Origin of the sequence: Amycolatopsis sp. NPDC102389 (assembly GCF_044765885.1) — a bacterium.
Lineage (GTDB): Bacteria > Actinomycetota > Actinomycetes > Mycobacteriales > Pseudonocardiaceae > Amycolatopsis.
Genome location: NZ_JBIWKX010000023.1, coordinates 13,116 through 39,369, shown reverse-complemented (window position 1 = coordinate 39,369; position 26,254 = coordinate 13,116). Strand labels below are relative to the sequence as shown.

Genomic DNA, 26,254 nt, shown 5'->3' with positions numbered 1-26,254 from the left:
GGCCGACCCCGGAATCGCACTCGTCTCGCTCACGCCCGCTCCTCCGTGCCGCCATTGTCCCCCTGCGCGCGCAGGTGCGGCATGGCCAGCTTTTCGACGTACTTGGCGACCACGTCCACCTCGAGATTCACCAGGTCACCCGGGGTGTTCCGGCCGAGCGTGGTCAATTCGAGGGTGGTCGGGATCAAGGCGACGGAGAACTCCTCGTCGGTCACCGAAGCGACCGTGAGAGAGACGCCGTCGACCGCGATCGACCCCTTCTCGACGACGTACCGGGACAGCTTCTTCGGCAGCGCGAACGTGGTGAGTCCCTGCTCGTCGCGTTTGAGGAAGACGCCGGTGCCGTCGACATGGCCCTGCATGATGTGCCCGCCGAGCCTGCCGCCCGCCGGCGTCGCGCGTTCGAGGTTGACGACGTCGCCGACCTGCACCTTCGCGAGGCTGGAGCGCTGCAGGGTTTCGTGCACGACATCGACGGTAAACTCACCGCCCGCCACCGCGACCACGGTGAGGCACACGCCACTCACCGCGATGGAGTCGCCGTGCCCGGCGTCGCCGGTCACCAGCGGCCCCCGCACGGTCAGTCTCGCGGCGTTCGGGACCTGCTCGACCGCGGTGACCTCGCCGAGTTCCTCGACAATGCCGGTGAACACTCCTGCTGCCCTCCTCCTGGGTACACCGTCGCCGGGGACGGTGCTTCCCTCATCCAACACCCATCCGGGCCGATTCCTTCTCCTGACCCGACGGCGGATCAAGTGGCGGGATCAGCCGCGGGCGCGGGCCGCCTGTTCGCGAAGCGCCGCGACGGCCTTACCAGGGTCTTCGGCGCCGTAGACGGCGGAACCGGCGACGAAGCAGTCCACACCGGCTTCGGCGGCCTGCTCGATGGTGTCGGCGTTGATCCCGCCGTCGATCTCGACGACGAGCTTGAGGTGGCCGGTGTCGACCAGGCGCCGAGCGGTACGCACCTTGTCGAGGACACCCTCGATGAACGACTGGCCGCCGAAACCGGGCTCGACCGACATCACCAGGAGCGTGTCGTAGTGCTTGAGGGTCTCGAGGTGGTCCTCGATCGGCGTGTTCGGTTTGATCGACAGACCGGCCTTCGCCCCGGCGGCGCGCAGGTTCTTCGCCAGCGCGATCGGGTCGTGCGCGGCCTCGACGTGCACGGTGACGTTGTAGGCGCCGGCCTCGGCGTACCCGATGGCCCACTTGTCGGGGTTCTCGATCATCAGGTGGCAGTCGATCGGGACGTCGGTGGCCTTGAGCAGCGACCGCACCACCGGCAGGCCCAGGGTCAGGTTCGGCACGAAGTGCGCGTCCATGACGTCGACGTGGACCCAGTCCGCGCGGACTGAAGTATTGCCCCCACCCTTCCCCTCCCCCGCGACGGCGCGGATCTCGTCGCCGAGCCGGGCGAAGTCCGCGGAGAGGATGCTGGGTGCGATCAAAGGTCGGTGAGCCACGCGCCCGAGTGTAAGAGGGCGTCGCTAACGCCCGCTAACCGGCTGTGACCGCCCGGCCGGTCTTGAGGATGACGCGAAATGGCACCGCAGTGGGAGGTGCGCGCACGTCCGGGGCGAATAGCGTTCCGGCCATGGTCAACCCACTCAAGCCCCTGGTCCGGATCGGTAGTTACCGGAGCGTGCCGTTCGGGCTCCTCGGCATGGTGATGACGGCGATCCCGTTCCCGATCGCGCTCGTCACCGCCATCCTCGTCCCGGGCGATGTGCGGGTGAAGATGGCCTACGGCGTGCTCGCCGTAGGCGTGCTGGTCGCGCTGGCCGGGCTGCCGGGCCCGATGCGCCGGGTGAGTGTGTGGTTCGCGAACCAGATGCTGGGCACCCGGATCGCCCAGCCCCCGCCGCGGACGAAGATCGCGTGGGCGGAGCGCTGGCGCTCGGCGGCCTGGTTGCTCGTGCACACCACGCTCGGCTGGGTGCTGTTCGGCCTCGGCTGTTTCCTGATGCTCGGCTTCGTGTTCGCCTTGGTGTGGGTGGGAGGCGGCGGCAGCCCCATCGAGTTCTTCGGGGAACGGGTGACGGTCGAACCCGGCACCGGCGGGCTGTGGACGCTGCCGCTCGCGCTGGTCACGTTCGTCGTCATCGCCTACGTCCTCGTCGGTTTCACCAGGCTGTTCCAGTACTGCGCGGTCGCCCTGCTGGGCCCGTCCGCCGCCGAACGCGTCGCCGCCGCCGAAGTCCGGGCGAACCACTTCGAGCAGCGCAACCGGCTGGCCCGCGAGCTGCACGACTCCATCGGGCACACGCTGACGACGTCCACCATCCAGGCCGCCGCGGCCGCCGAACTGGTCGATTCCGAACCGCAGCTGGTGCGCCGGGCGCTGGGCACCATCGAGGAGTCTTCGAGGGCGGCGCTCGAAGACCTCGACCACGTGCTCGGCCTGCTGCGGGAGGACCGGTCGTCCCGCGAACCCGAGCGGCGGCTCATCGAGGCCGGGACGCTGGCCGAACGGGCCCGCGCGGGCGGCGCGGTGATCGACTACGAGCTGACCGGCCCCGCCGCCGAACTGCCCGCGACCCTTTCGCGGGAGGCGTACCGGATCGTCCAAGAAGGACTGACGAACGCGTTGCGGCACGCCCATCCCGGCCCGGTGTCCGTGCGGGTCGCGGTGCTCGCCGACGCGTTGCGGATCGAGATCGTGAACCCGCTCGTGGCGCACGCGGCCGTCTCCGGCGGTGGCGGCAACGGGCTGCCGGGCCTCACCGAACGCGTCGAAGCCTTGCGCGGGGAACTCGTCGCGGGGCCGGCCATCGACGGGGAACCGCTGTGGCGGCTGGTGACCACGATCCCGCTACGGTCGCGCTCATGACACTGCGCGTCCTGATCGTCGACGACGAACCCTTGCTGCGCGCCGGATTGCGCTCGCTGCTGGACAACCAGCCGGATCTGACGGTGGTCGGTGAGGCAGGCGACGGCGGCGAGGTGGTCGGCCTGGTGCGGCGGACGCGGCCCGACGTGGTCCTGATGGACGTGCGCATGCCCGGCATGGACGGGATCGAGGCGACCCGGCGGGTACTGGCCGAGATCCCCGAGCCGCCGAAGGTCCTCGTGATCACGACGTTCGACAACGACGACTACGTCTACGACGCGCTGCTGGCGGGCGCCAACGGATTCCTGCTGAAGCGGGCGCGCAAGGAGGAGTTCGCGCACGCCATCCGGACGATCGCCGCCGGGGAGACACTGCTGTTCCCCGACGCGATCCGCCGGATGGTCACCGCGCGCCCGGCGCCGTCCGGCCTCGCTCCCCGGCCGTCGTCGCTGACGAAACGGGAGACCGAGGTGCTGCGGCTCATCGCCACCGGGATGTCCAATGTGGACATAGCGGCCGAGCTGGTCATCAGTCTCGAAACCGTGAAGACCCATGTGGGCAACATCTTCGGGAAACTGGGCGCGGCCAACCGCAGCCAGGCGGTGGTGTTCGCCTACGAGACCGGCGTCGTCGCGCCCGGGCACAGCCTGCGCTGACCTCTCGGGTGCGGACACCCGCACCCCGGAAAGTGGGGTACACCCCACGTCCACTGTGGGGCTTACCCCATGGCCGCCGCAGCCGGGCACCCCTAGCTTGGGTTCATGCGAAAATCCTTGCCAGGCAAGAAGATCATCGCCGTCGGTTCCCTGGTCGCGCTGCTCGCCGCGACGACCGCCGCCCCCGCGCTCGCCGCGGGCAAACCACATGACGAGGTCGACAAGGCGCTGAAAACGCTGGTTCAGGACGGTGTTCCCGGCGCGCAGGCGACCGTGACGAACCCGTCCGGGCGGACGTGGTCGGAGCGCGAAGGCGTCGGGAACGTCAAGACCAAGGCACCATTCCCGCACGGCTCGAAGTTCCGGGCGGCGAGCGTCACCAAGACCTTCGTCGCCGTCGTGGTCCTGCAGCTCGTCGCCGAGGGGAAGGTGCGGCTGGACACGCCGATCGACCGGTATCTGCCGGGGCTCGTCCGCGGGAACGGCAACGACGGCACCAAGATCACCGTGCGGCAGCTGCTGCAGCACACCAGCGGGCTGTACAACTACGTCCGCGATCTCGACATCGACGAGTGGCGGCATCGCGGCGCCGAACCCGAAGAGCTGGTGGCGATCGGCCTGGCGCATCCGCCGGACTTCGAACCGGGCGCGAAGTGGGCGTACTCCAACACGAACTACGTCATCGCGGGCATGCTCATCGAGAAGCTCACCAGCCGCTCGGTCGCCACCGAGATCCGGAACAGGATCGCCAGGCCGCTCGGCCTGCGCGACACCTATCTGCCGCAGCGGGGTGACGAAAGCCTGCCGTCACCGCATCCGCGCGGATACGCACCGCACGAGACGGGGCTCGTCGACTTCACTGACCTCGACCCGTCGGCCGCCGGCGCCTCCGGCGGGCTCGTTTCGACCGGGGAAGACCTGAACCGCTTCTTCGGCACGCTCATCGACGGCCGTCTCCTGCCGAGGCCGCAGCTGGCGGAGATGCAGCGCACCGTTCCGGCGCCCGTCGGCCTTCCCGGCGCGGAGTACGGCCTCGGTATCGCGTCCGTCCCGCTGTCCTGTGGTGGCGAGTTCTGGGGGCACGGCGGCAACATCCGCGGCTTCGCGAACCTGTCGGGCGCGGTGCCGCACGGCAGGCGGGTGAACGTCGTGGTGAACCAGGATCCGTTGCCGGACAAGGCGTCGGACGACCTCGCCAAGGCGCTGGATACCGGGTTCTGTGCCCGCTAAACGACCGGGAGCAGGTCCAGTACGGAGGTCCACGAGGTCTCCGGGGTGAGTCTCGTGGTGGTGACACCGGCGGAGACGAGCGTGTCGAGATGGCGCTGCCAGGCCGGATGGTGCATCCGCGTGTCCTGGATCTGGTAGCCCAGCACGATCGTGATGCCCGGGGTGCCGAGGACGTCGCCGAGCACGGTCAGCGCCTGGTTGTCGGCGATGCCGAGCGCCAGCTTCGCCACGGAGTTCGCGGACGCGGGCGCGAACAGGAACACCTCGGGATCCGGATGCGGCCGGGGTTCGCCCGGCAGCCGGGAGGTACTGCGGACCGGCAGCCCGGTGCACTTCTCCAGGTCACCGAGCCCGCCGGTCTCCTCGAGCCAGCGGGCCGCGGTGGGGGTCAGCGTGATCGCGAGCTCCCAGCCGCGGTCCGCGGCCGGTTTCGCGAGCTGCGCGGCGAACCGGGTGTCCAGTCCGCCGCACGAGCTCGCGACCAGGCCGAGGACCCTGCTCACCCGGCGGAGTCCGGCTTCCGCAGGACGGCGCAGAACATCGCGTCCGTGCCGTGGCGGTGCGGCCACAGCTGGACGTACGGGCCGTTGCCGAGCTGCGGGACGTCCGGGAAGAACTCCCGCGCGTCGACGATCTGGGCACCGGCACGGCGCGCGGTCTCCCCCACGACGCCTTCGGTCTCGGCCAGATGCGGCGAGCAGACGACGTAGGTGACGACGCCGCCGGGCCGGACCAGGTCCAGCGCCGCGGTGATCAGCTGGCCCTGCAGTTTCGTCAGGTCCGAGATGTCGCTGGGCTGACGGCGCCAGCGCGCTTCGGGGCGGCGGCGCAGCGAGCCGAGACCGCTGCACGGCGCGTCGACGAGGACGCGGTCGTAGCCCGGTTCGAGACCGGTCTCGCGGCCGTCGGCGACGTGCACGGTCACCGGCAGGTCCTGGACTGCGTTCTCGATCAGCTTCGCACGGTGCGGAGCCTTCTCGACGGCGTCGACGGTGGCGCCGTAGGCCACCGCCAGCGCGCCGAGCAGCGCCGCCTTGCCACCCGGACCGGCGCACAGATCCAGCCAGCGCACGTCGGAGCCGGTGAGCGGGACCCTCGTGACGGCGACGGCGCACAGCTGGCTGCCTTCGTCCTGTACCGCGGCCAGCTTTTCCTTGATCGGCTCGATGTCGCCGGGGTCACCGGAGCCCGCGGGCATCCGGACGCCGTAGGGCGAGTACGGGGCGACGTCGCCACCGGTGATCGCGGCCAGTTCGTCGGCGCTGATCTCGCCGGGCCGGGCGACCAGGTGGACGTCGGGGCGGTCGTCGTCGGCCTCCAGGGCCGCCTTCAGCTCCGCTCCCTTGTCCCCCAAGGCTTCCGCGAACGACCTTGCGACCCAGCGCGGATGCGCCGTCCGCAGGGCGTAGGCGCCGATCGGGTCGACGGCCTCGTCCGGCGCCAGTTCGTTCAGCCAGGTCTCTTCGTCCTTTTCGGACACCGAGCGCAGTACCGCGTTCACGAAACCCGCGATCCAGGAACCGACTTCGGCGCGGACGAGGTCCACAGTGGACCCGACGGCGGCGTGCTGGGGGATGCGGGTGCGCAGCAGCTGGTACGCGCCGAGCCGCAGCCCGTCCAGCACGATGGCGTCCACCTTGGCCAGCGGCCGGTCGAGGCAGGCCTCGATGACGGCGTCCAGCATGCCGACCGCGCGGCAGGTGCCGTAGGTCAGTTCGGTGGCCAGTGCCGCGTCGCGGCCGGAGATCCGGCGGTTGCGCAGCAGTTGCGGCAGCACCAAGTTCGCGTACGCGTCGTCTTCCCGGACCGCGCGAAGGACGTCGAAAGCGACCTGCCGGGCCGGATCGATCTGCGGCGGGCGGCTGGGCCCCTCTTTACGCGGGCCCGGTCGGCCTCGCTCCGGCCTCGACGGCCGGCGTTCCCTACGCTCGTTCACTGCAGGCGCTCTCCTTGTTCGATCCTCGTACCGCGCGCCCAGTCGGTGGCCGCCATCCGCTTCTTCCCCTGCGCCTGCACCTCGCCCAGCCGCACCGGCTTCGACGCCGTGCCGACCAGGACCCGCTTGCGCTCCACGACCAGCTCGCCGGGCGGGGGACCCGGCTCGTCGACGATCGTCACCGGGCCGAGTTTCAGCCGCTCGCCCCGGAATTCCGCCCACGCGCCCGGTTCCGGCGTGACCGCGCGGATCTGCCGGTCGACCGCGGCGGCCGGGTCGGCGAACGACACACGCGCGTCGTCGACGGTCACCTTGGGCGCGTAGCTCACGCCGTCGCCGGTCTGCTCGACCGCGCGCAGCGAGCCGTCGGCGACTCCGTCCATCGTGGACACGAGCAGCTTCGCCCCGGACTCCGCCAGCCTGGCGAGCAGTTCCCCGGCGGTGTCGGTGCCGGCGATCTGCTCGGTGACCACGCCGTAGACCGGGCCCGCGTCGAGTTCCTTGACGATGCGGAACGTCGAGGCGCCGGTGATCTCGTCCCCGGCGCGGATCGCGGCCTGGACCGGCGCGGCGCCACGCCACGCGGGCAGCAGCGAGAAGTGCAGGTTGACCCAGCCGTGCAGCGGGATGTCCAGCGCGGCCTGGGGCAGCAACGCCCCGTACGCGACCACCGGGCACGCGTCGGGCGCGATCTCCGCGAGCCGGGCGAGGAACGCGGGGTCGCTCGCCTTCGGCGGGGTCAGCACCTCGATCCCGTGCTCGTCGGCCAGCGCGCCGATCGGCGACCGGACGACCCGGCGGCCACGGCCTGCCTGCGCGTCCGGACGGGTCACGACGGCGACGACCTCGTGCTGCTCGGACGCGAGAAGCGCGCGCAGCGACGGGACGGCGGGTTCGGGGGTGCCGGCGAAGACGAGGCGCATCAACGCACCTCCGCCGGGGGGACGGGTACCTCTGACAGGGCGAACATCGCTCTGCAGTCTAGAAGGACCTCACCACCCCGGCGCGCCCGCGCTCCCCTGGCACTCCGCTGAAGCGCGTGAAAGCCCCCTTCCCTCTGCTGAGCCGAGGGAAGGGGGCCTTCACGCGCAGTGGTCCTAGCGGGGCGGCCAGGGCAGGACGACGGCCGCCGAGCCGCCACCCCGGCGCGTGGGTTCGGCGGCGGCGAGCCACCGGCCGTCCCTCAGCCGTTCGACGCCGGTCGCGGCCCCGATCTCCGCGGGCGCCGTCGAGAAGCCCTGTCCCTTGGCCTTCAGCGCGGCGAGCACCTCGGTCTGGTCCAGGAAAGCCTGCTCCACCTGCGCGGCCGCCGAGTTCCGCTGTGAGGCGCGCGGTTCGGCGATGGCGTCGACCAGTTTCAGCCCGCGATCGATGCGGCCGGTGAGGATCTGCAGCACCGTGGTGATGATCGACGCGCCACCGGGCGAGCCGACGGCGAGGAACGGCTTGCCGTGGTCCAACACGATGGTCGGCGCCATCGACGAACGCGGGCGCTTGGCCGGCCCCGGCAGGTTCGGGTCGGGCACGCCCGGCGTCACCGGGGTGAAGGAGAAGTCGGTCAATTCGTTGTTGAGCAGGAACCCGCGGCCCGGCACGACGATGCCGCTCCCGCCCTCCTGCTCGATGGTCAGCGTGTAGGCGACGACGTTGCCCCATCGGTCGGCGACCGTGAGATGCGTGGTGTTCTCGCCCTCGTACGGCGTCGGCGCGGCGTTCGTCCCGGCCACGCACGGCGTGGGATCGCGCGGATCCGCCGGCGCGACCGGGCTCGTCCCGGCCTTCGCGGGGTCGATCAGGCACGCGCGGCTGTCGGCGAACTTCTGGCTGATCAGTTCCTTCGCCGGGACGTCGACGAAGGCCGGGTCGCCGATCCACCGGTTGCGGTCGGCGAATGCGTATCGGGTCGACTCCAGGAAGTAGTGCAGGTAGTCGGCCTTCTCCAGCTTCGAGAGCTTCGTGTTCTCGAGGATGTTCAGCGCCTCGCCGACGGTCAGCCCGCCGGACGACGGCGCGGGCATGCCGTAGACGTCGAGACCCCGGTACTGGGTCTTGGTCGGCTTCCGCTCGACGACGCGGTACTTCGCGAGGTCGGCCGCGGTCAGGTCACCGGGACGCACCTTCAGCGTCGAGGCGGGGTCGACCGGCGGCTTCCGCACGGTGTCGACGACGTCCGCGCCGATCGGGCCGCGGTACAGCACGTCGGTGCCCTTCGCGGCGAGCTGCGCGTACGTGCCCGCGAGGTCCGGGTTCTTGAACGTCGTGCCGACCGCGGGCGGCGCGCCGCCGGGCAGGTACAGCGACCGGGTGGACGGGAACGCCGAGAAGCGGGCGGCGTTGTTGGAGATCTGGGTGTTGAAGGTCTGGTCGACGGTGAAGCCCTTGCGGGCGAGTTCTTCGGCGGGTTCGACCGCCTTCGCCAGCGACTTGGTCCCCCACTTGCGCAGGGCTTCCTGCCAGGTGGCGGGCGTGCCGGGCACACCGACGCTCAATCCACTGGTGACGGCTTCGGAGAACGGGATCGCCTTGCCGTTCTCGACGAAGAGGTTCTCGTTCGCCGTCGACGGGGCGGTCTCGCGGCCGTCGAGGGTGTGCACCTTGCCGGTGCGCGCGTCGTAGTAGACGAAGAAGCCGCCACCGCCGACCCCGGCGGAGAACGGGTCGGTGACGCCGAGCGCGGCGGCCGTCGCGACGGCGGCATCGACGGCGTTGCCGCCCTCGCGCAGGATCTTCGTGCCGATCGCGGTCGCGTCCGCGTCGATACTCGACACCGCGCCCAGATAGCCGACGGCGGTCGGAGATTTGGGTGTCGGTGGCGCGGCCGCCGCCATCCCCGGCGCGGCGGTGCCGATCAGGGCGGCGATCGCGGTGACTGCGGTGATACGTACCGGAGTGCTTCTGTGCGCGGCCATGGCGCGAGTCTGCCCCGCCTGTCCACCCCGGACAAGACCCGGCCGGACCTGCGAACGTCGGTGGTGCCGCCCGGCCCGGATGAGAAGAATGCGCTCCATGAAGACTCCCGGCAGGCGATGGGGCGTGTTCCTTCCGCTGCTCATCGCCGTCCCCGTCCTCGCGGTCCCCGGCGTCGCGCGAGCCGAAGGCGCGCGTGCCTGCTTCGACGACTCCGCGGCGATCACCGTCGAGGAGAAGCGGCTCACCGCGACGATGCCTTCCGGCGGTCCCGCGGTCGGCCCGGAACTCGTCCGGCTCGCCGGATTCGACAAGCTCGTCTCCGACTTCACGACGCGCCTCTGCGCGGCGAAGACCGCTTTGCGTGCCGAAAAGCTCGCCGAGACCGCCGGTGACGGGCTCTGGCGGACCGCGGTCGACCGCGCGCAGGGCCGCCGTCCCGATCTCGGCAGCATCGACAAGGCCGACGACCGCCCGCTCTACTGGGCGCGTCTGCGAATGAGCAAGGCGTTGCGGCAGTGGACGCCGCGTTTCCCGCTGTCCGCGCCCGCCCGGGCTGAGCTGCTGAAGACGTTCGACTTCGGCGCGCGAGGACTCGACGACTCCCGCTTCCCGTCCGGCCCGAAGCTGCGGCGCGTACTGGTGAGCGGGTTCGACCCGTTCACCCTCAACGGCGCGGGCGTCCGCATCGCGAACCCGTCGGGCGCGGCCGCGCTGCATCTCGACGGCAAGGTGATCCAGACCCCGACGGGGCCCGCGCAGGTCCAGGCCGTGTCGTTCCCGGTGGTGTGGAGCTACTTCGACGCCGGCATCGTCGAGGCGGCCTACGGCCAGGCGTTCAAGGACCGTTTCCGGCGCCCGGAGCTGATCATGACGATCAGCCAGGGCCGTCCCGGCCGCTTCGACATCGAGCGCTGGGCGGGTGCCTGGCGCGGTGGTTCGCCGGACAACCTCGACGAGCCCGTCCGCGGCCCGGTCCCGCCCGCCGACGGCTGGCCGCAGCCGGCCGCCCAGTTCATCGAAACCACGCTGCCGTACGAAAAGATGCTCGCCGCGCCCGCCGGGGCGTACCAGGTGCTGTACAACCAGGCGTTCTGCGTCTGGCCGGACAGCGGTAACCCCGGAACCGGGACGGCGGTCTGCCGGACGGACGCGCCGAAGCCCGGCGAGATCGCCGCTTCCGGTGGCGGCGGCAACTATCTCAGCAATGAATCGATGTACCGAAGCAATCGGCTGCGGACGGGCCTCGGCCTGACCGGGATCGCGGGCGGGCATCTGCACACTCCCGTCCTCGGCACGCCCACCGATCCTTCGGCGCTGACCGACGCCGATTTCGAGGCGCGGCGGGCGGCGATCTCTTCGCAGATCGTCACTCTGCTCACCTCCGCTCTGGGCGGCTCCGCCACGAAGCCCGCTTCGCCTGCTCCGGACGCTTCGGCTCGCGCCGACGTCCTCGCGACCCCCGGCACGACCCTCTGACCCCACGCATTCAGTCCTCTGGATGCGGTAGTTCGAAGCCGAACTACCGCATCCAGAGGACGAAACGCGGAGGTTAGATGAGCTCCAGGGGGTCCAGCTGGATCCGGATGGGTTCGGACGCCTTGCGCGCGTCCCGGCGCGCGGCTGCGGCGTGGACGGCGGCGGCGAGCGCCTTCCCGTCCGGCCGCGCGACGCGCACCAGGGCGCGTTCGCGTTCGGCGTTGCCGTCCTCGTCGACGTCGCCGAGCGGCACCGGGCCTAGCACCTCGCCGGTCTCCGGGAGGGCCAGGTCGTCGAGCAGTCCGGCGACCGCGTCCGGCGTGCCTTCGATACTCGCCATCCGCATCGCGGGCGGGAAACCGAGTTCGCGCCGCTCGGCCAGTTCGAGGCTCGCGTGCCAGCCCGGGTCCCAGCGCACCAGAGCCTGCACCACCGCGAGTCCCGCTTCCGCGCCGACGAACACGCGCCCGCCTTCGGTTCCCGGCCGCACCAGGGCCGCGGCGGCCATCCAGCGGCGCAGGGTCTCCTCCCCCGCGCGCAGGTCCTGCCGCCCCAGCAGCGCCCAGCCGTCCAGCAGCAGCGCCGCGCCGTAGCCGCCTTCCGCGACCGGCTCGGCGCCCGGCGTGCACACCACCAGCGCCGGTTTCCCCGGCACTGAAGCCAAAACCTCCGACGCGCCCGAGGTCCGCACCGGGAATCCGGAGAACGCGCGGCCCAATTCCTCCGCGGTGCGCTTCGACCCGACGACGACCGCCCGCAATCGCACGGAACCGCAAGCGGCGCAATGGAAGTTCGTCTCGGGGACGCCGCACCACCGGCAGGCTGGCGGCCTCGGCGCGCCGTCGATCAGTCCGCCCGGCAAGGAGAGCGGGCCCGCGCACCGGCGGCAGTGCGCCGACGTCCGGCAGTTGCCGCAGGCGAGCCCCGGGACGTACCCACGGCGCGGAACCTGCACCAGCACAGGGAATCCACCGGCCAGCGACTGCCGGGCCGCCTCGAAGGCGACCGACGGGAGCCGCGCGGCCTTCGCCGCTTCGTCTCGGGCGACGTCGAAGTCCTCGCCGACCGGGGTGACCCGCGGCGCGGCCGCCCGCAGCTCGGGCCGGGCCGCCACGAGAGGCTGCGCCCAGCCCGATTCGACCAGGAACTGCGCCTCGGCGGTGCGTGCGAAACCGGCGACGAGCATGGAGCCCTTCGCGGCGTGCGCGCGGTCCATCAGCACGTCGCGGACGTGCGGGTACGGCGCGTGCTGGTCGAGGTGGACGTCGTCGCCGTCGTCCCACACCACGAACAGACCGGGATCGGCGACCGGCGCGAACATCGCCGCGCGCGTGCCGACGACCACGCGCACCGCGCCACGCAACACCGCGAGCCAGCGGCGGTAGCGTTCGGCGGGGCCGAGCCCGGCGATCAGCGCGACGACGGAATCGTTACCTAGCAAGGAAACGCACGCGTCGTGCAGCCGGGTCAGGTCACGGTGGTCGGGGACGACCATGACCACCCCGCGTCCGGCCGCGGCCGCGACGGCGGCCGCTTCCGCGAGCCGGTGCGGCCAGTCCTCCCCCGGCAACGCCTGCCAGACCGCGTTGGCCGGACGCCGTTCCGCGATGGCCTCCAAGAAGGCGGGACCGTTCTGGTACCTCTCCCAAGCCGTGGTTTCGGGCGGTTCCGGCGTCGGCGCGGGCTCGGCGGGCGGTTCGCCTTCGACCTTCGCGTGCCGTGACGGGATCGCGAGCCGCAGGACGTCGCTGAGCGTGCCGCCGTAGCGGTCCGCGACGGACCGGCAGAGCGTGAGCAGCGCCGGGGGCAGGACGGGCTCACTGGAGGTCACCCTGTCGATGTACGCGAGCTTTCCGGTGAACTCCGTGGTGTCGGCGCGCTCGACGAGGTACCCGTCGACGAGCTGCCCCGCGAACCGGACACGCACCCGGCAGCCGGGCACGGCGGCTTCGTGCAGCTTCTCGGGGATCCGGTAGTCGAAGGTGCGGTCGAGGTGCGTGAGCGGGATGTCCACGACGATCCGCGCGACCGGGTTCTCGGGCGCGGGGTTCTGCGCTCCGCGGCGGCTGGCGGGTTTCGCGCGGGACGGTTTGGCCTTCCGCGCCGGCTCGGCTTTCGGAGGCTCCGGAAGGTCCCACAACGGGGTCGGTTCGGGACTGCTGCTCACCCGGTGATCTCTACCAGACTCCCCCGCCACCGGCCGTACCGCGTGGCCGGCGTGACCGAACCCGGAACTCGCGTGATTGAAGCCGTAACTCGCGTGTTTGGAGGCCGCACACGTGAGTTACGGCCCTGAGCACGCGAGTTACGTCTCCAAGCACGCGAATCACGCCCTGCGGCACAGCCCGGATGTCGTGAAGGCCTCCTTCCCTACCCTCAAGGTAGGCAAGGAGGCCTTCACGGACAGACGGATCAGGCGCCCGCGGCCGACTTCAGGTCCGCGGCCCGCGCCGTGCTCTCCCACGGGAGGTTCAGCTCGGGACGGCCGAAGTGGCCATACGCGGCCGTCGGCGCGTAGATCGGGCGAAGCAGGTCGAGGTCGCGGATGATCGCGGCCGGACGCAGGTCGAAGACCTCCGTGATGGCGGCCTGGATCTTCGACGGGTCGACCGTCTCGGTGCCGAAGGTCTCGACGAAGAGGCCCACCGGGGCCGCCTTGCCGATCGCGTACGCGACCTGGACCTCGGCGCGGGCGGCGAGCCCGGCGGCGATGACGTTCTTCGCCACCCAGCGCATCGCGTACGCGGCCGAACGGTCCACCTTGGAGGGGTCCTTGCCGGAGAACGCGCCGCCACCGTGCCGGGCCATGCCGCCGTAGGTGTCGACGATGATCTTGCGGCCGGTCAGGCCCGCGTCACCCATCGGGCCGCCGATGACGAAGCGGCCGGTCGGGTTGACGAGCAGCCGGACGTTGGAGGTGTCGAGGCCGAGCTCGGCGATCTCCGGGGCGACCACGTGCTCGCGGACGTCGACGCCGAGCATCTGCTCCAGGTCGATGCCGTCCGCGTGCTGGGTGGACACGACCACCGTGTCGAGCCGCACCGGCTGGTCACCGGCGTACTCGATGGTGACCTGGGTCTTGCCGTCCGGGCGCAGGTACGGCAGCACGCCGTCCTTGCGGACCCGGGTCAGCCGCTGCGAGAGCCGGTGCGCCAGCGCGATCGGCAGCGGCATCAGCTCGGGGGTGTCCGAACAGGCGTAGCCGAACATCAGGCCCTGGTCGCCGGCGCCCTGGCGGTTGATCTCGTCCTCGTCCGACTCCACGCGGGACTCGTACGCGGTGTCGACACCCTGCGCGATGTCCGGCGACTGGGAGCCGATCGCCACGTTGACGCCGCACGAGTTGCCGTCGAAACCCTTGGCCGAAGAGTCGTAGCCGATCTTCAGGATCACGTCGCGGACGATGGTCGGGATGTCCGCGTAGGCCTCAGTGGTCACCTCACCGGCGACGTGCACCTGCCCGGTGGTGATGAGGGTTTCGACCGCCACCCGGCTACGCGGGTCCTTGGCCAGCAGACCGTCCAGGATCGAGTCGCTGATGGCATCGCAAATTTTGTCGGGATGACCTTCAGTCACCGATTCCGATGTGAACAGTCTGCTCGTGGACGCGGTCACGGTGCCCGTCACTCCCTCACCTAGACGTCTGATGCCTAGAAAGTTAGGCACCCCTCAGCTTGAACTCAAGCCTACTGACTATCGCTTTGGGGGCTCTCAACGCTTCATCAAGGTCACAACAGCATCCCACAATGTGGAAGCCAGTTCAGCCTTGGCGCCGAGGGGGATCGGGATTTCGGTGCCGTCGGCCCCGAGCAGCCAGCCCGAGTTGTCCTCGGTCCCGAAGGCCTTCCCTTCACCGACGGCGTTCACCACCAGCAGGTCCGCGCCCTTGCGCTTCAGCTTGACCCTGGCGTGGTCGAGGACGCCGCCCTTGTCGTCCCCGGTTTCGGCGGCGAAGCCGACGACCACCTGACCCTGCATCCGATTCCGCACCAGCTCGGCCAGGATGTCCGCGTTGCGGGCGAGCTCGACGACAGGATCCGGTGCGTCGTCGGATTTCTTGATCTTGTGGTCGGCCCGGTTCGAAGGCCGGAAATCGGCGACGGCGGCGGCCATCACGAGGACGTCGGCGGAGGCGGCCTCGGCGTGCATGGCCTGGCGCATCTCCTCGGCGGTCGACACGTGGACGACCTTCGCGCCCGCGGGCTCCGGCAGCGCGACGGTGTGCGCGGCGACCAGCGTGACCTCGGCGCCGCGCTGGGCGGCGACGCGGGCCAGCGCGTAACCCTGTTTGCCGGAAGAGCGGTTGCCCAGATACCGGACCGGGTCCAGCGGCTCACGGGTGCCACCGGCCGAAATCGCCACGCGCACGCCTTCGAGGTCACGCGGGAGGGCCTTCGGCACGGCCAGGAGGAGCCGGGCGAGGTCGACGATCTCGGCGGGGTCGGCGAGCCGTCCCTTGCCGGTGTCGGTGCCGGTGAGCCTGCCGGCGGCGGGTTCGGCGACGACCAGGCCGCGTGAGCGCAGCAGCGCCACGTTGTCGCGGGTGGCCGGGTGCTCCCACATCTCGGTGTGCATGGCCGGGAAGAACGCGACCGGGCACCGGGCGGTGAGCAGGGTGTTCGTCAGCAGATCGTCCGCGATGCCGTGCGCGGCCTTGGCGAGCAGGTTCGCCGTGGCGGGCACGACGATCACCAGATCGGCTTCCTTGCCGACACGGACGTGCTGGACCTCGGGCACTTCGGTGAACACGCCGGTGTGCACCGGGTTCCCGGAGAGTGCCTCGAAGGTGGCCGCGCCGACGAAGTTCAGCGCGGCTTCGGTGGGGACCACGCGGACGTCGTGACCGGATTCGGTCAGCCCGCGCAGGACCTCACAGGCCTTGTAAGCGGCGATCCCGCCGCCTACGCCCAGAACGACTTTGGGTTTATTCACCCTCGGTGTGCTCGAGCAGGCCACCGTGGATCTCGCGCAGGGCGATGGACAGCGGCTTCTCGCGCGGTCCCGGCTCGACCAGCGGGCCGACGTACTCCAGCAGACCCTCGCCCAGCTGGGCGTAGTAGTCGTTGATCTGGCGAGCGCGCTTGGCCGAGTAGATCACCAGCGCGTACTTCGAGCTGACCTTCTCGAGAAGGTCGTCGATGGGCGGGTTGGTGATGCCTTCGAGCTCTTCGTGCAGCGTGGCCTGAGTCGTCACTCGTGGTGCTCCGAATCTTCGGTAGAGATGTCGCCGGTTATCAAGTTTAGCAACTGCTCGGCGGCCTCTCGCACGTCGGCGTTGACGACGCGCTCGTCGAACTCGCCGGCGGCGGCGAGTTCGCGCTCTGCCTCGGCCAGCCTGGCCTTCACCGCGGCTTCGTTCTCGGTGCCGCGGCCGGTCAGCCTGCCGACCAGTTCTTCCCACGACGGCGGCATCAGCATCACCAGCCGGGCCTCCGGCATCGCCTTGCGGACCTGCCGCGCGCCCTGGAGTTCGATCTCCAGGATCGCGTTGCGCCCTTCGGCCAGCACCCGCTCCACGGGCCCGCGCGGGGTGCCGTAGCAGTTGCCCGCGAACTCGGCGTGCTCCAGCAGTTCGCCGTCGGCGACCATGCGGTCGAACTCGGGCCGGTCGATGAAGTGGTAGTGCTCGCCGTCCACCTCACCCGGCCTCGGCTTCCTGGTGGTCACCGAGACGCTGAAATAGATCTCCGGATCCAGCTTGCGCAGCTCCCCCGCCACGCTCGACTTCCCGACCCCCGAAGGCCCTGATACGACCGTGAGCCGGTGCCGGGATGCAACTCCCGCCACCGGCTCACCGCCGCGGTCAGCGCCCGGGTTCACCGGGTGGTCCTGACCGGTGCCGCTCACTCGCCGCTGAATTCGGCCAGCAGCGCCTTGCGCTGCCGGTCGCCGAGGCCGCGAAGACGACGGCTGGGTGCGATCTCCAGTCGTTCCATGGTCTGCTGGGCACGGACCTTGCCGACGCCCGGAAGAGCCTCGAGCAGAGCCGAGACCTTCATCTTGCCGAGGACTTCGTTCTCCTCAGCCTGCTTCAACACGTCGACCAGAGTGGTACCGCCCCGCTTCAGCCGCTCCTTCAGCTCAGCACGGATGCGGCGGGCGGCGGCGGCCTTCTCCAGCGCCGCAGCGCGCTGTTCCTCTGTCAGCTGGGGAAGTGCCACGTTTTCCTCCGGTAGTTCTCAAATCTGGGTGGGTGTGGCGACGGTACCCACCCGTTACCTCGGCCCACAATGCGGGGGTGGCTGGTCATGACGGATTCCCGGGCCTGCTATTGGCCTTTTTCCAGGGGACCGAGGGAATCCCGGGTCCGCCGAACGGCCGCACGCAACGCTTCGGGGTCCGGCCCGTGCTTGAGGACGTCGCGGGACGACGCGGGGAGCACACCCGGGAGTCCCGCCCCGAAAAGGGCCCGCAAATCGGCCGGAGTGGCCCCCTGTGCCCCGAAACCGGGGGCCAGGACGGGACCGTTCAGCTTGCTCAGATCGAGCTCTCCCGGCGCGATGGTGGCGCCGACGACGACACCGATGTCACCCAGAGGGCTTTGGTCGGCATTAAAGCCGGCCGCCGTGTCGACGATGTCCTGCGCGACGGTCTTTCCGTTGGGCAGCAAGGCATTCTGCAATCCCTGCGCCTCCGGGTTGGACGTGCGCGCGAGGACGAACAGCCCCTTGCCTTGCGCCTGCGCAACGTCGATCGCGGGGGCCAGCGAGCCGAACCCGAGGTACGGCGACACCGTGATCGCGTCGGCCTCGAGTTCCGCGCCGGCGGGCAGGAACGCCGCCGTGTACGCCGCCATCGTGGAGCCGATGTCGCCGCGTTTGACGTCCAGCAGGACGAGCGCGCCCGCCTCCCGGCACACCTTCATCGTCTTGGCCAGAACGGCGACCCCAGGAGGCCCGTAGGCCTCGAAAAAGGCCGACTGGGGCTTGATCACCGCGACCTCGGGCGCGATCGTCTCAGCGGCCGTGAGGGCGAACTTCTCCAAACCGCCCGCGTCCGCCGGGAGTCCCCACGCCTGGAGCAACCCGGGATGGGGGTCGATGCCGGCGCAGAGCGGTCCCTTTTCCGCGACCGCCCGCGCCAGCCTCGCCCCGAACCGCTCGCTCATGCCTTGGCCTTCAGCGCCGCCTGCAGGCTCTGCAGCGACCGCACGCCGATGTCGCCCTTGATGACGGCCTCTATCCCGTGCACGGCCGCCGCGGCGCCCTGCACCGTGGTGATGCAGGGGATGTCCCGCGACACCGCGGCGGTGCGGATCTCGTAGCCGTCGATACGGGGACCGCTGTTGCCGTACGGGGTGTTGATCACCATCTGCACCTCGCCGTTGAGGATGACGTCCACGACGTTCTGCTCCCCTTCGGCCGAACCCTCGTAGTGCTTGCGCACAACGGTGCAGGCGATTCCGTTGCGCCGCAACACTTCCGCGGTTCCCGACGTGGCGAGGATCTCGAAGCCGAGATCCGCCAGCCGCTTCACCGGGAACACCAGCGAACGCTTGTCGCGGTTGGCGACGGAGACGAACACCTTGCCCGAAGTCGGCAGCGAACCGTAGGCACCGGCCTGCGATTTGGCGAACGCCTTGCCGAAGGAGACGTCCACGCCCATGACCTCGCCCGTGGACTTCATCTCCGGGCCGAGCAGCGAGTCGACGCCGTGGCCCTCGGGGGTGCGGAAGCGGTGGAACGGCAGGACCGCCTCCTTGACCGCGACCGGCGAATCGGCGGGCATGTGGCCGCCGTCACCCTCGGCGGGAAGGACGCCGGACTCGCGCAGATCCTTGATCGACGAGCCGGTCATGATCAGCGCCGCGGCCTTCGCCAGCGGCACCGCGGTCGCCTTCGACACGAACGGCACCGTCCGCGACGCGCGCGGGTTGGCCTCCAGGACGTACAGGACGTCGTCCTTGAGCGCGTACTGGACGTTCAGGAGCCCGCGGACGCCGACGCCGCGCGCGATGGCCTCGGTCGAGCGGCGCACCGTCTCGATGTCGGTCCGGCCCAGCGTGATCGGCGGCAGCGCGCACGAGGAGTCGCCGGAGTGGATCCCGGCCTCCTCGATGTGCTCCATGACCCCGCCGAGGAAGAGTTCGTCGCCGTCGAACAGCGCGTCGACGTCGATCTCGATGGCGTCGTCGAGGAACCGGTCCACCAGCACCGGGTGCTCGGGGGTGACCTCGGTGGCGCGGTGGATGTAGCCGGCGAGGGATTCCTCGTCGTACACGATCTCCATGCCGCGCCCGCCGAGCACGTACGACGGCCGCACGAGGACCGGGTAGCCGATCTGGTCGGCGATCCGCTTCGCGCCCTCGAACGAGGTCGCCGTGCCGTACTTCGGCGCGGGCAGCCCGGCGTCGGTGAGGACCTCGCCGAACGCGCCGCGGTCCTCGGCGAGGTGGATCGCGTCCGGGGAGGTGCCGATCACCGGGACACCGGCGTCCGCGAGGCGCTTCGCGAGCGAGAGCGGGGTCTGGCCGCCCAGCTGCACGATGACCCCGGCGACGGTGCCCGACTCCTGCTCGGCGTTGACCACTTCGAGGACGTCCTCGAACGACAGCGGCTCGAAGTAGAGCCGGTCCGAGGTGTCGTAGTCGGTGGAGACGGTCTCGGGGTTGCAGTTGACCATGACGGCCTCGAAACCGGCCTCGCGCAACGCGATCGCGGCGTGCACGCACGAGTAGTCGAACTCGATGCCCTGCCCGATGCGGTTCGGCCCCGAGCCGAGGATCAGGACCTTCGGCTTCTCGGTCTGCGCGGTGATCTCAGACTGCGCCGCGGGATCGGTCTCGTAGGCCGAGTAGTGGTACGGCGTCTTGGCGGCGAACTCGGCCGCGCAGGTGTCGACGGTCTTGTACACCGGCCGCACGCCGAGACGGCGGCGCAGCGCGCGGACACCGTCCTCGCCTGCCAGTTCCGGCCGCAGCGAGGCGATCTGACGGTCGGAGAGGCCGGTGCGCTTGGCCCGCCGCAACAGCGGCTCGTCGAGCACCTGGGCGTCGCGAACCTCAGCGCCGACCTCGCCGATGAGGGCGATCTGGTCGATGAACCACGGGTCGATGCCCGAGGCCTCGTGCACCTGCTGGACCGTGGCGCCGAACCGCAGCGCCCGCTCGACCTCGTAGAGACGTCCGTCGTGCGGGGTGCGCAAAGCCTCCAGAACGGATTCCAGCGTCGCGCCCTCGGGGTCGGGCCGGGTCCAGAAGCCGGTGGCCTTGGTGTCGATGGACCGCAGTGCCTTGCCGAGCGCCTCGGGGAAGCTGCGGCCGAACGACATCGCCTCGCCGACGCTCTTCATCGTCGTGGTCAGCGTCGGGTCCGCGCCGGGGAACTTCTCGAAGGCGAACCGCGGCACCTTCACCACGACGTAGTCCAGCGTCGGCTCGAAGGCCGCCGGGGTCTCACCGGTGATGTCGTTGCGGATCTCGTCGAGGGTGTAGCCGATGGCGAGCTTCGCGGCGATCTTGGCGATCGGGAAGCCGGTCGCCTTCGACGCCAGCGCGCTCGACCGCGACACGCGCGGGTTCATCTCGATGACGACCATGCGGCCGTCCTCGGGGTTGATCGCGAACTGGATGTTGCAGCCGCCGGTGTCGACGCCGACCTCGCGCAGAACGGCGATGCCGACGTCGCGCATGTGCTGGTACTCGCGGTCGGTCAGGGTCATCGCGGGCGCGACGGTGACCGAGTCGCCGGTGTGCACGCCCATCGCGTCGATGTTCTCGATCGAGCAGACGACCACCACGTTGTCGTGCCGGTCGCGCATGAGCTCGAGTTCGAACTCCTTCCAGCCGAGGACGCTTTCCTCGATGAGCACCTCGGTGACCGGCGACTCGTCGAGTCCGGTGGAGGCGAGGCGGTTCAGCTCCTCGTCGGTGTGCGCCATGCCCGAACCGAGCCCGCCCATGGTGAACGACGGCCGGATGACCACCGGGAGGCCGACCTCGGCGACGGTCGCGCGGACCTCGTCCATGTCGTGGCAGACCCGCGACCGCGGCACCTCGGCGCCGATCGTGCGGACGATGTCCTTGAACTTCTGCCGGTCCTCGCCGCGCTGGATGGCTTCGACGTCGGCGCCGATCAGCTCGACGCCGTACTTCTCCAGGACACCGCGGTCGTGCAGGGCGACCGCGCAGTTCAGCGCCGTCTGCCCACCGAGGGTCGCGAGGATCGCGTCGGGGCGTTCCTCAGCGATGACCTTCTCGACGAATTCCGGGGTGACCGGCTCGATGTAGGTGGAGTCGGCGAACTCGGGGTCGGTCATGATGGTCGCCGGGTTCGAGTTCACCAGCGAGACGCGCAGTCCCTCTTCGCGGAGTACGCGGCAGGCCTGGGTGCCGGAGTAGTCGAACTCCGCCGCCTGGCCGATCACGATCGGCCCGGAGCCGATCACCAGCACGTGCTGGATGTCTGTCCTCTTCGGCATTACTTGGCCTTCTCCGTGTTGATCATGGCGCGCGGTCGACGAACGCGTAGCCGGGCCGTGAGTTCTTGAATTCCGTTGCAGTCCGCGCCGAAGGCGGCCCGCCTCCACGTTCGCGAGGCCTTCGGCCGATGCGCGCCGTCGTGGCCGGTCACCTGGTCAGCCATTTCCCCGCCCCGCGCTCTTGCTCATCAAACCCACGAACTCATCGAACAGGGGGGCCGCGTCGTGCGGGCCGGCGGCGGCCTCGGGGTGGTACTGCACCGAGAACGCGGGGACGTCGAACGCGCGGACACCTTCGACGGTGTCGTCGTTCGGGCAGTAGTGCGAGATCTGCGCGGCGCCGAACGGCGTCTCGAACCGCTGACCCGGCTCGCCTTCGAGGGCGAAACCGTGGTTCTGCGCGGTGATCGCGACGCGTTTGGTGGCCACGTCGATCACCGGGATGTTGATCCCGCGGTGGCCGTAGCGCATCTTGTAGGTGCCCAGTCCCAGCGCGCGGCCGAGGATCTGGTTGCCGAAGCAGATGCCGAACAGCGGGATCTCCCGCTGCAGCACCGATTTCGTCAGCTCGGTCGCGTGCGCGGTGGTCGCCGGGTCGCCGGGACCGTTGGACAGGAACACGCCGTCCGCCTCGACCGCGAGCAGTTCGTCCACAGTGGACGACGAGGGCAGCACGTGCACCTCGATACCGCGCGCGGCCATCAGGCGCGGGGTGTTGGACTTGATGCCCAGGTCCAGCGCGGCCACGCGGAACCGGGTCTCCCCTTGCGCCTTGACCACGTACGGCTGCTTCGTGGTGACCTCGCCGGCGAGGTCTGCGCCCTTCATCTGCGGGCTGGCCTTCACCTCGGCGAGCATCTCCTCGTCGGTGCCCAGCGCGTCACCGGAGAACACGCCGGATCGCATGGCGCCCTGCTCCCGCAGGTGCCGGGTCAGCGTGCGGGTGTCCACCTCGGAGATCCCGACGACACCCTGGCGCTCCAGTTCCTCGTCCAGCGTGCGCTTCGAGCGCCAGTTGGACGGGGTGCGCGCCGGGTCGCGGACGACGTAGCCCGAGACCCAGATGCGGGCGGACTCGTCGTCCTCGTCGTTCCAGCCGGTGTTGCCGATCTGCGGCGCGGTCTGGACCACGATCTGCCGGTGGTACGAGGGGTCGGTCAGCGTCTCCTGGTAGCCGGTCATACCGGTGCAGAACACCGCCTCGCCCAGGCTACGGCCACGGGCGCCGTACGCGGAGCCGCGGAAAACCCTGCCGTCTTCGAGGACCAACGCGGCGGGGGTCCTGGAACCGTTCGCGGTGCTCATCAGGCACCTCCCTTGATGTCGTTGCGGGTGTCTTGCAAAGCTTCGATCCACTGTGGATAGTCGTCGACGTCGTCGCCGCGGAATCCGGTGTCCAGTTCGACGTCACCGGCCAGCCAGGTGACGACGAGCAGCGCGTCGATGCCCATCACCTTCCCGGCCATCCCCTTGTCCTTGCGGACGCCGGTGACCGAGGCGCGCGGGATCCAGAAGTCCGGGGCGCCGCCGCGCTCGATGGCGATGCCGTCTTCGTGCAGGCGCCAGACCGCTCCGGTGCGCAGGCCGGCGCCGCGCGTGACGACGCGGTCCTGCCAGTGCCCGGCGGTCGTCGTGCTGACGTAGAGACCGGTCGACTCGATCAGCGCCTCGCCGGGTTCGGCGGGGATCTCGGCGAACGGCGGGACCTGGACGCTCTGCGCCCGTGACTTCCGCCGCCAGCCGCGCCACATCAGGAACACGCACAGGAGGAAGAAGGCGAAGACCGCCAGGGTCAGCAGAATCCGGTCGCTCATGGCGTGATCTTCCCTTCCCGCGCGGTGATCCGCCCGCGCAGCAACGTCGCCGTCACCACGCCGGGGAGCCGCATTCCTTCGTACGGGGTGTTCGCCGCGATGCTCGCGAACTCGGCGCCTCGCACGGTCCATTCGCTGTCCGGGTCCACCAGCGTCAGGTTGGCGGGTTCGCCGACCTCGATCGGACGGCCGTGGTCGGTCAGGTTGCCGATCTCGGCCGGCCGCTCGCTCATCACCCGCGCGACGCCCCGCCAGTCCAGCAGGCCGGTGCGGACCATGGTCTCGACCACGATCGACAGCGCGGTCTGCAGGCCGAGCATGCCCGGCCGGGCCGAGTTCCACTCGCAGTCCTTGTCCTGGACCGCGTGCGGCGCGTGGTCCGTGGCGACGCAGTCGATGACGCCCTCGGCGAGCGCGGCGCGCAGCTTCTCGGCGTCGGATTCGGTGCGCAGCGGCGGGTTGACCTTGTTGACCGGGTCGTAGGTCGCGAGCCGCTCGTCGGTCAGCAGCAGGTGGTGCGGGGTGACCTCGGCCGAGACCTTGGTGCCGCGGTCCTTGGCCCATTTGAGGATGTCCGCGGTGCCCGAGGTCGAAACATGGCAGACGTGCAGCCGCGCGTTCGCGTGCTCGGCCAGCAGGCAGTCACGGGCGACGATCGACTCCTCCGCCGAGGCGGGCCAGCCGGTGTAGCCCAAGCGTGCGGCCTGCTCGCCTTCGTGCGCCTGGGCGCCGACGGTCAGCCGCGGCTCTTCGGCGTGCTGGGCGATGACGACGCCGAGCGCCGTCGAGTACTCCAGCGCGCGGCGCATGAGCAGCGGGTCCGCGACGCAGAGGCCGTCGTCGGAGAAGACCTTCACCCGCGCTTCGGACTTCGCCATGGTGCCCAGTTCGGCGAGCTTCTCGCCCTTGAGGCCCACGGTGACCGCGCCGACCGGGTGCACGTCGACCAGCCCGGCCTCCTGGCCGCGGCGCCACACGTGGTCGACGATCACCGCGTTGTCGGCCACCGGGTCGGTGTTGGCCATGGCGAACACCGCGGTGTAGCCGCCGAGCGCGGCCGCGGCCGAACCGGTCGCGATCGTCTCGGTGTCCTCGCGGCCGGGTTCGCGCAGGTGGGTGTGCAGGTCGACGAAACCGGGGAGCAGCACCTGGCCGCCCGCGTCGATCACTTCGGCGTCGTCCGGCGTGTCGATCGAACCGATGTCGGTGATGACCCCGTCCTCGACGAGCACGTCGACCGGATCGCCCTCGCCGTAGGGTCGGGCGCCCTTGATCAGGACGATGGTCACGCGGTGGCTCCTTCGCTCGCGAGCAGGTGGTAGAGGACCGCCATGCGCACGTGGACGCCGTTGCGGACCTGTTCGGTGATGGCCGAGGCCGGGGAGTCGGCGACCGCCGAGGCGATCTCCATCCCGCGCAGCATCGGGCCGGGGTGCAGGACGACGGCGTGCTCGGGCAGGAGCTTCATCCGTCGTTCGTTGAGGCCGTACGCGATCGAGTACTCGCGCGCCGACGGGAAAAAGCTCCCGTGCATCCGCTCCGCCTGGACTCGCAACATCATGACCGCGTCGAGCGCGGGCAGCTCGGCGTCGAGTTCGTGCGACACCGTGACCGGCAGGCTCTCCACCCCGGCGGGCAGCAGCGTCGGCGGCGCGACGAGCACCACCTCGGCACCGAGCGCCGACAGCAGGTGGATGTTCGACCGCGCGACCCGGCTGTGCAGGACGTCGCCGACGATCCCGATGCGACGTCCCTCGAACGAACCGAGGCGCTCCCGCAGTGTCGCCGCGTCGAGCAGCGCCTGCGTCGGATGTTCGTGGGTACCGTCCCCGGCGTTGACGACCGCCGTCCCCGCTTCGGCGAGCCAGCCCGAAAGCCGCTGCGCCGCACCGGAGGCGGGGTGCCGGATGATCACACAGTCGGCGCCGGCCGCGGCCAGCGTCAGTGCGGTGTCCCGCAGCGATTCGCCCTTGTTCACCGAAGAGCTGGACGCGGAGACGTTGATCACGTCGGCGCTCATCCACTTCCCCGCGATCTCGAACGAGACGCGGGTGCGGGTGGAGTTCTCGTAGAACAGCGTGATGACGGTGCGGCCGCGCAACGTCGGCAGTTTGCGGACCTCGCGGCCCAGCAAGGTGTGCTTGAGCTCTTCGGCGGTGTCCAGCACGGCTGTCGCGAGCGCCGGGTCGAGCCCGTCGGTGGCGAGCAGGTGCTTCACGATCGATCTCCTTCTGGTGGAGCGCCCTCAGTCAACGACCTCAGCAGAACCGTGTCCCGTCCGTCCACTTCGGACAGCAGGACCTCGATCCCCTCGGCGCGCGAGGTGGGCACGTTCTTGCCCACGTAGTCGGCGCGGATCGGCAGTTCGCGGTGGCCGCGGTCGACCAGCACGGCCAGCTGGACCGCGCGCGGGCGGCCGTGGTCGCGCAGGGCGTCGAGGGCGGCGCGGATGGTGCGGCCGGAGAACAGCACGTCGTCGACCAGGATCACCACCGCGTCGTCGATACCGGTCGGCGGAAGCTGCGAATGTTCGAGCGCGCGGGGCGGGCGGCGGCGGAGATCATCACGGTAGAGCGTGATGTCCAAGGCGCCGGTCGGCGGACGGATGCCGGAGAACTCGGCGATCTTGTCCGCGAGCCGCAGGGCGAGCGGAGTACCCCGGGTGGGGATGCCCAGCAACACGGGCGGAGTCGAGCCACCGGCACCGAGAGCGGTCTTCTCGATGACCTGGTGGGCCATTCGGGCGATCGTGCGCGCGACATCGCCGGACGAGAGCAGCTCGCGCTCTCCCGCCGGTTCCGCCGCGCCACGCGGACGTGACGACAAGGCGGACCTCCTTCCCCGCCTCTCTGGACGGGTCCTTAAAGGACGTCGACTTCCTGCTTGGCGAGGAAATCGAATCGACACTAGCAGGAGCGGGAGCTCAGTCTTATGGGTGGCGCGCCCCAGGTGACGAACGCCTCTCGAAAGCACCCGCTTG

The 26,254-nt window shown here is 70.4% G+C and carries 23 protein-coding genes; 4 read left to right on the top strand and 19 right to left on the bottom strand.

The window, feature by feature from the left end:
- Positions 1 to 29 precede the first annotated feature (29 nt).
- A complete protein-coding gene (locus ACIRGA_RS20625; RefSeq protein ID WP_400943128.1) occupies positions 30 to 653 on the bottom strand; it encodes a riboflavin synthase in 624 nt (207 codons plus the stop codon).
- Positions 654 to 764: 111 nt separating this feature from the next.
- The gene (gene rpe / locus ACIRGA_RS20620) at positions 765 to 1,451 is read right to left on the bottom strand and encodes a ribulose-phosphate 3-epimerase (RefSeq protein WP_400943231.1); all 687 of its coding nucleotides are present in this window, start codon (positions 1,449 to 1,451) and stop codon (positions 765 to 767) included.
- A 146-nt stretch (positions 1,452 to 1,597) separates the two neighbouring features.
- Between rpe and ACIRGA_RS20615 the strand changes: the two genes are divergently transcribed.
- From ACIRGA_RS20615 to ACIRGA_RS20605, 3 genes are all read left to right on the top strand, one after another.
- A complete protein-coding gene (locus ACIRGA_RS20615) occupies positions 1,598 to 2,833 on the top strand; it encodes a sensor histidine kinase (RefSeq protein ID WP_400943126.1) in 1,236 nt (411 codons plus the stop codon).
- Positions 2,830 to 3,489: a response regulator gene (locus tag ACIRGA_RS20610; RefSeq protein WP_400943125.1), complete on the top strand. Its 660-nt coding sequence runs from the start codon at positions 2,830 to 2,832 to the stop codon at positions 3,487 to 3,489. Before ACIRGA_RS20615 ends, ACIRGA_RS20610 begins: the two co-directional genes overlap by 4 nt.
- 105 nt (positions 3,490 to 3,594) lie before the next feature.
- Positions 3,595 to 4,719 carry a serine hydrolase domain-containing protein gene (locus ACIRGA_RS20605; protein ID WP_400943124.1) on the top strand — a complete coding sequence of 375 codons (1,125 nt, stop codon included), beginning with the start codon at positions 3,595 to 3,597 and terminating at the stop codon, positions 4,717 to 4,719.
- Here ACIRGA_RS20605 and ACIRGA_RS20600 read toward each other — a convergent pair.
- From ACIRGA_RS20600 to ggt, 4 genes are all read right to left on the bottom strand, one after another.
- Positions 4,716 to 5,222, bottom strand: a complete 507-nt coding sequence (locus ACIRGA_RS20600; protein ID WP_400943123.1) for a flavoprotein — start codon at positions 5,220 to 5,222, stop codon at positions 4,716 to 4,718. The two genes, ACIRGA_RS20605 and ACIRGA_RS20600, sit on opposite strands and share 4 nt — an antisense overlap.
- Positions 5,219 to 6,655 carry an RsmB/NOP family class I SAM-dependent RNA methyltransferase gene (locus ACIRGA_RS20595; protein WP_400943121.1) on the bottom strand — a complete coding sequence of 479 codons (1,437 nt, stop codon included), beginning with the start codon at positions 6,653 to 6,655 and terminating at the stop codon, positions 5,219 to 5,221. Before ACIRGA_RS20595 ends, ACIRGA_RS20600 begins: the two co-directional genes overlap by 4 nt.
- Complete coding sequence (gene fmt / locus ACIRGA_RS20590; protein WP_400943120.1) at positions 6,652 to 7,578, bottom strand: methionyl-tRNA formyltransferase; 927 nt, start codon at positions 7,576 to 7,578, stop codon at positions 6,652 to 6,654. Before fmt ends, ACIRGA_RS20595 begins: the two co-directional genes overlap by 4 nt.
- 174 nt (positions 7,579 to 7,752) lie before the next feature.
- Positions 7,753 to 9,564 (bottom strand): gamma-glutamyltransferase, encoded by a 1,812-nt coding sequence (gene ggt, locus ACIRGA_RS20585; RefSeq protein WP_400943118.1) that lies wholly within the window; start codon positions 9,562 to 9,564, stop codon positions 7,753 to 7,755.
- A gap of 97 nt (positions 9,565 to 9,661) precedes the next feature.
- On the opposite strand from ggt, the gene ACIRGA_RS20580 reads away from it, so the two are divergent.
- Positions 9,662 to 11,041: a hypothetical protein gene (locus ACIRGA_RS20580; RefSeq protein WP_400943116.1), complete on the top strand. Its 1,380-nt coding sequence runs from the start codon at positions 9,662 to 9,664 to the stop codon at positions 11,039 to 11,041.
- A 73-nt stretch (positions 11,042 to 11,114) separates the two neighbouring features.
- Here the strand turns inward: ACIRGA_RS20580 and ACIRGA_RS20575 are convergent, their stop codons facing one another.
- The 13 genes from ACIRGA_RS20575 to pyrR all read right to left on the bottom strand — a co-directional run bounded on the left by ACIRGA_RS20575 (position 11,115) and on the right by pyrR (position 26,100).
- Positions 11,115 to 13,208 (bottom strand): primosomal protein N', encoded by a 2,094-nt coding sequence (locus ACIRGA_RS20575; RefSeq protein ID WP_400943115.1) that lies wholly within the window; start codon positions 13,206 to 13,208, stop codon positions 11,115 to 11,117.
- 245 nt (positions 13,209 to 13,453) lie between these two features.
- A complete protein-coding gene (gene metK, locus ACIRGA_RS20570; RefSeq protein ID WP_400943229.1) occupies positions 13,454 to 14,656 on the bottom strand; it encodes a methionine adenosyltransferase in 1,203 nt (400 codons plus the stop codon).
- Between the two features lie 96 nt (positions 14,657 to 14,752).
- On the bottom strand, positions 14,753 to 15,973 hold the full coding sequence (gene coaBC, locus ACIRGA_RS20565) for a bifunctional phosphopantothenoylcysteine decarboxylase/phosphopantothenate--cysteine ligase CoaBC (RefSeq protein WP_400943114.1): 1,221 nt from the start codon (positions 15,971 to 15,973) through the stop codon (positions 14,753 to 14,755).
- On the bottom strand, positions 15,966 to 16,235 hold the full coding sequence (gene rpoZ, locus ACIRGA_RS20560; protein ID WP_005152353.1) for a DNA-directed RNA polymerase subunit omega: 270 nt from the start codon (positions 16,233 to 16,235) through the stop codon (positions 15,966 to 15,968). Before rpoZ ends, coaBC begins: the two co-directional genes overlap by 8 nt.
- The gene (gene gmk / locus ACIRGA_RS20555) at positions 16,232 to 16,888 is read right to left on the bottom strand and encodes a guanylate kinase (protein ID WP_400943112.1); all 657 of its coding nucleotides are present in this window, start codon (positions 16,886 to 16,888) and stop codon (positions 16,232 to 16,234) included. Before gmk ends, rpoZ begins: the two co-directional genes overlap by 4 nt.
- Positions 16,885 to 17,202: an integration host factor, actinobacterial type gene (mihF, locus tag ACIRGA_RS20550; protein WP_003096398.1), complete on the bottom strand. Its 318-nt coding sequence runs from the start codon at positions 17,200 to 17,202 to the stop codon at positions 16,885 to 16,887. Before mihF ends, gmk begins: the two co-directional genes overlap by 4 nt.
- Positions 17,203 to 17,309: 107 nt before the next feature.
- Entirely contained in the window at positions 17,310 to 18,149 is an 840-nt protein-coding gene (gene pyrF, locus ACIRGA_RS20545; protein ID WP_400943111.1) for an orotidine-5'-phosphate decarboxylase, read from the bottom strand.
- Positions 18,146 to 21,460: a carbamoyl-phosphate synthase large subunit gene (carB, locus tag ACIRGA_RS20540; protein WP_400943109.1), complete on the bottom strand. Its 3,315-nt coding sequence runs from the start codon at positions 21,458 to 21,460 to the stop codon at positions 18,146 to 18,148. The genes pyrF and carB overlap by 4 nt, the downstream gene beginning before the upstream one ends.
- Positions 21,461 to 21,616: 156 nt before the next feature.
- Positions 21,617 to 22,765: a glutamine-hydrolyzing carbamoyl-phosphate synthase small subunit gene (gene carA / locus ACIRGA_RS20535; RefSeq protein ID WP_400943108.1), complete on the bottom strand. Its 1,149-nt coding sequence runs from the start codon at positions 22,763 to 22,765 to the stop codon at positions 21,617 to 21,619.
- Complete coding sequence (locus tag ACIRGA_RS20530; protein WP_400943107.1) at positions 22,765 to 23,274, bottom strand: transporter; 510 nt, start codon at positions 23,272 to 23,274, stop codon at positions 22,765 to 22,767. Before ACIRGA_RS20530 ends, carA begins: the two co-directional genes overlap by 1 nt.
- Positions 23,271 to 24,563, bottom strand: coding sequence for a dihydroorotase (locus tag ACIRGA_RS20525; protein WP_400943106.1), 1,293 nt, complete (start codon positions 24,561 to 24,563; stop codon positions 23,271 to 23,273). Before ACIRGA_RS20525 ends, ACIRGA_RS20530 begins: the two co-directional genes overlap by 4 nt.
- Positions 24,560 to 25,492, bottom strand: coding sequence for an aspartate carbamoyltransferase catalytic subunit (locus ACIRGA_RS20520; protein WP_400943105.1), 933 nt, complete (start codon positions 25,490 to 25,492; stop codon positions 24,560 to 24,562). The genes ACIRGA_RS20525 and ACIRGA_RS20520 overlap by 4 nt, the downstream gene beginning before the upstream one ends.
- Positions 25,489 to 26,100 carry a bifunctional pyr operon transcriptional regulator/uracil phosphoribosyltransferase PyrR gene (gene pyrR, locus ACIRGA_RS20515; RefSeq protein ID WP_400943103.1) on the bottom strand — a complete coding sequence of 204 codons (612 nt, stop codon included), beginning with the start codon at positions 26,098 to 26,100 and terminating at the stop codon, positions 25,489 to 25,491. Before pyrR ends, ACIRGA_RS20520 begins: the two co-directional genes overlap by 4 nt.
- Positions 26,101 to 26,254 lie beyond the last annotated feature (154 nt).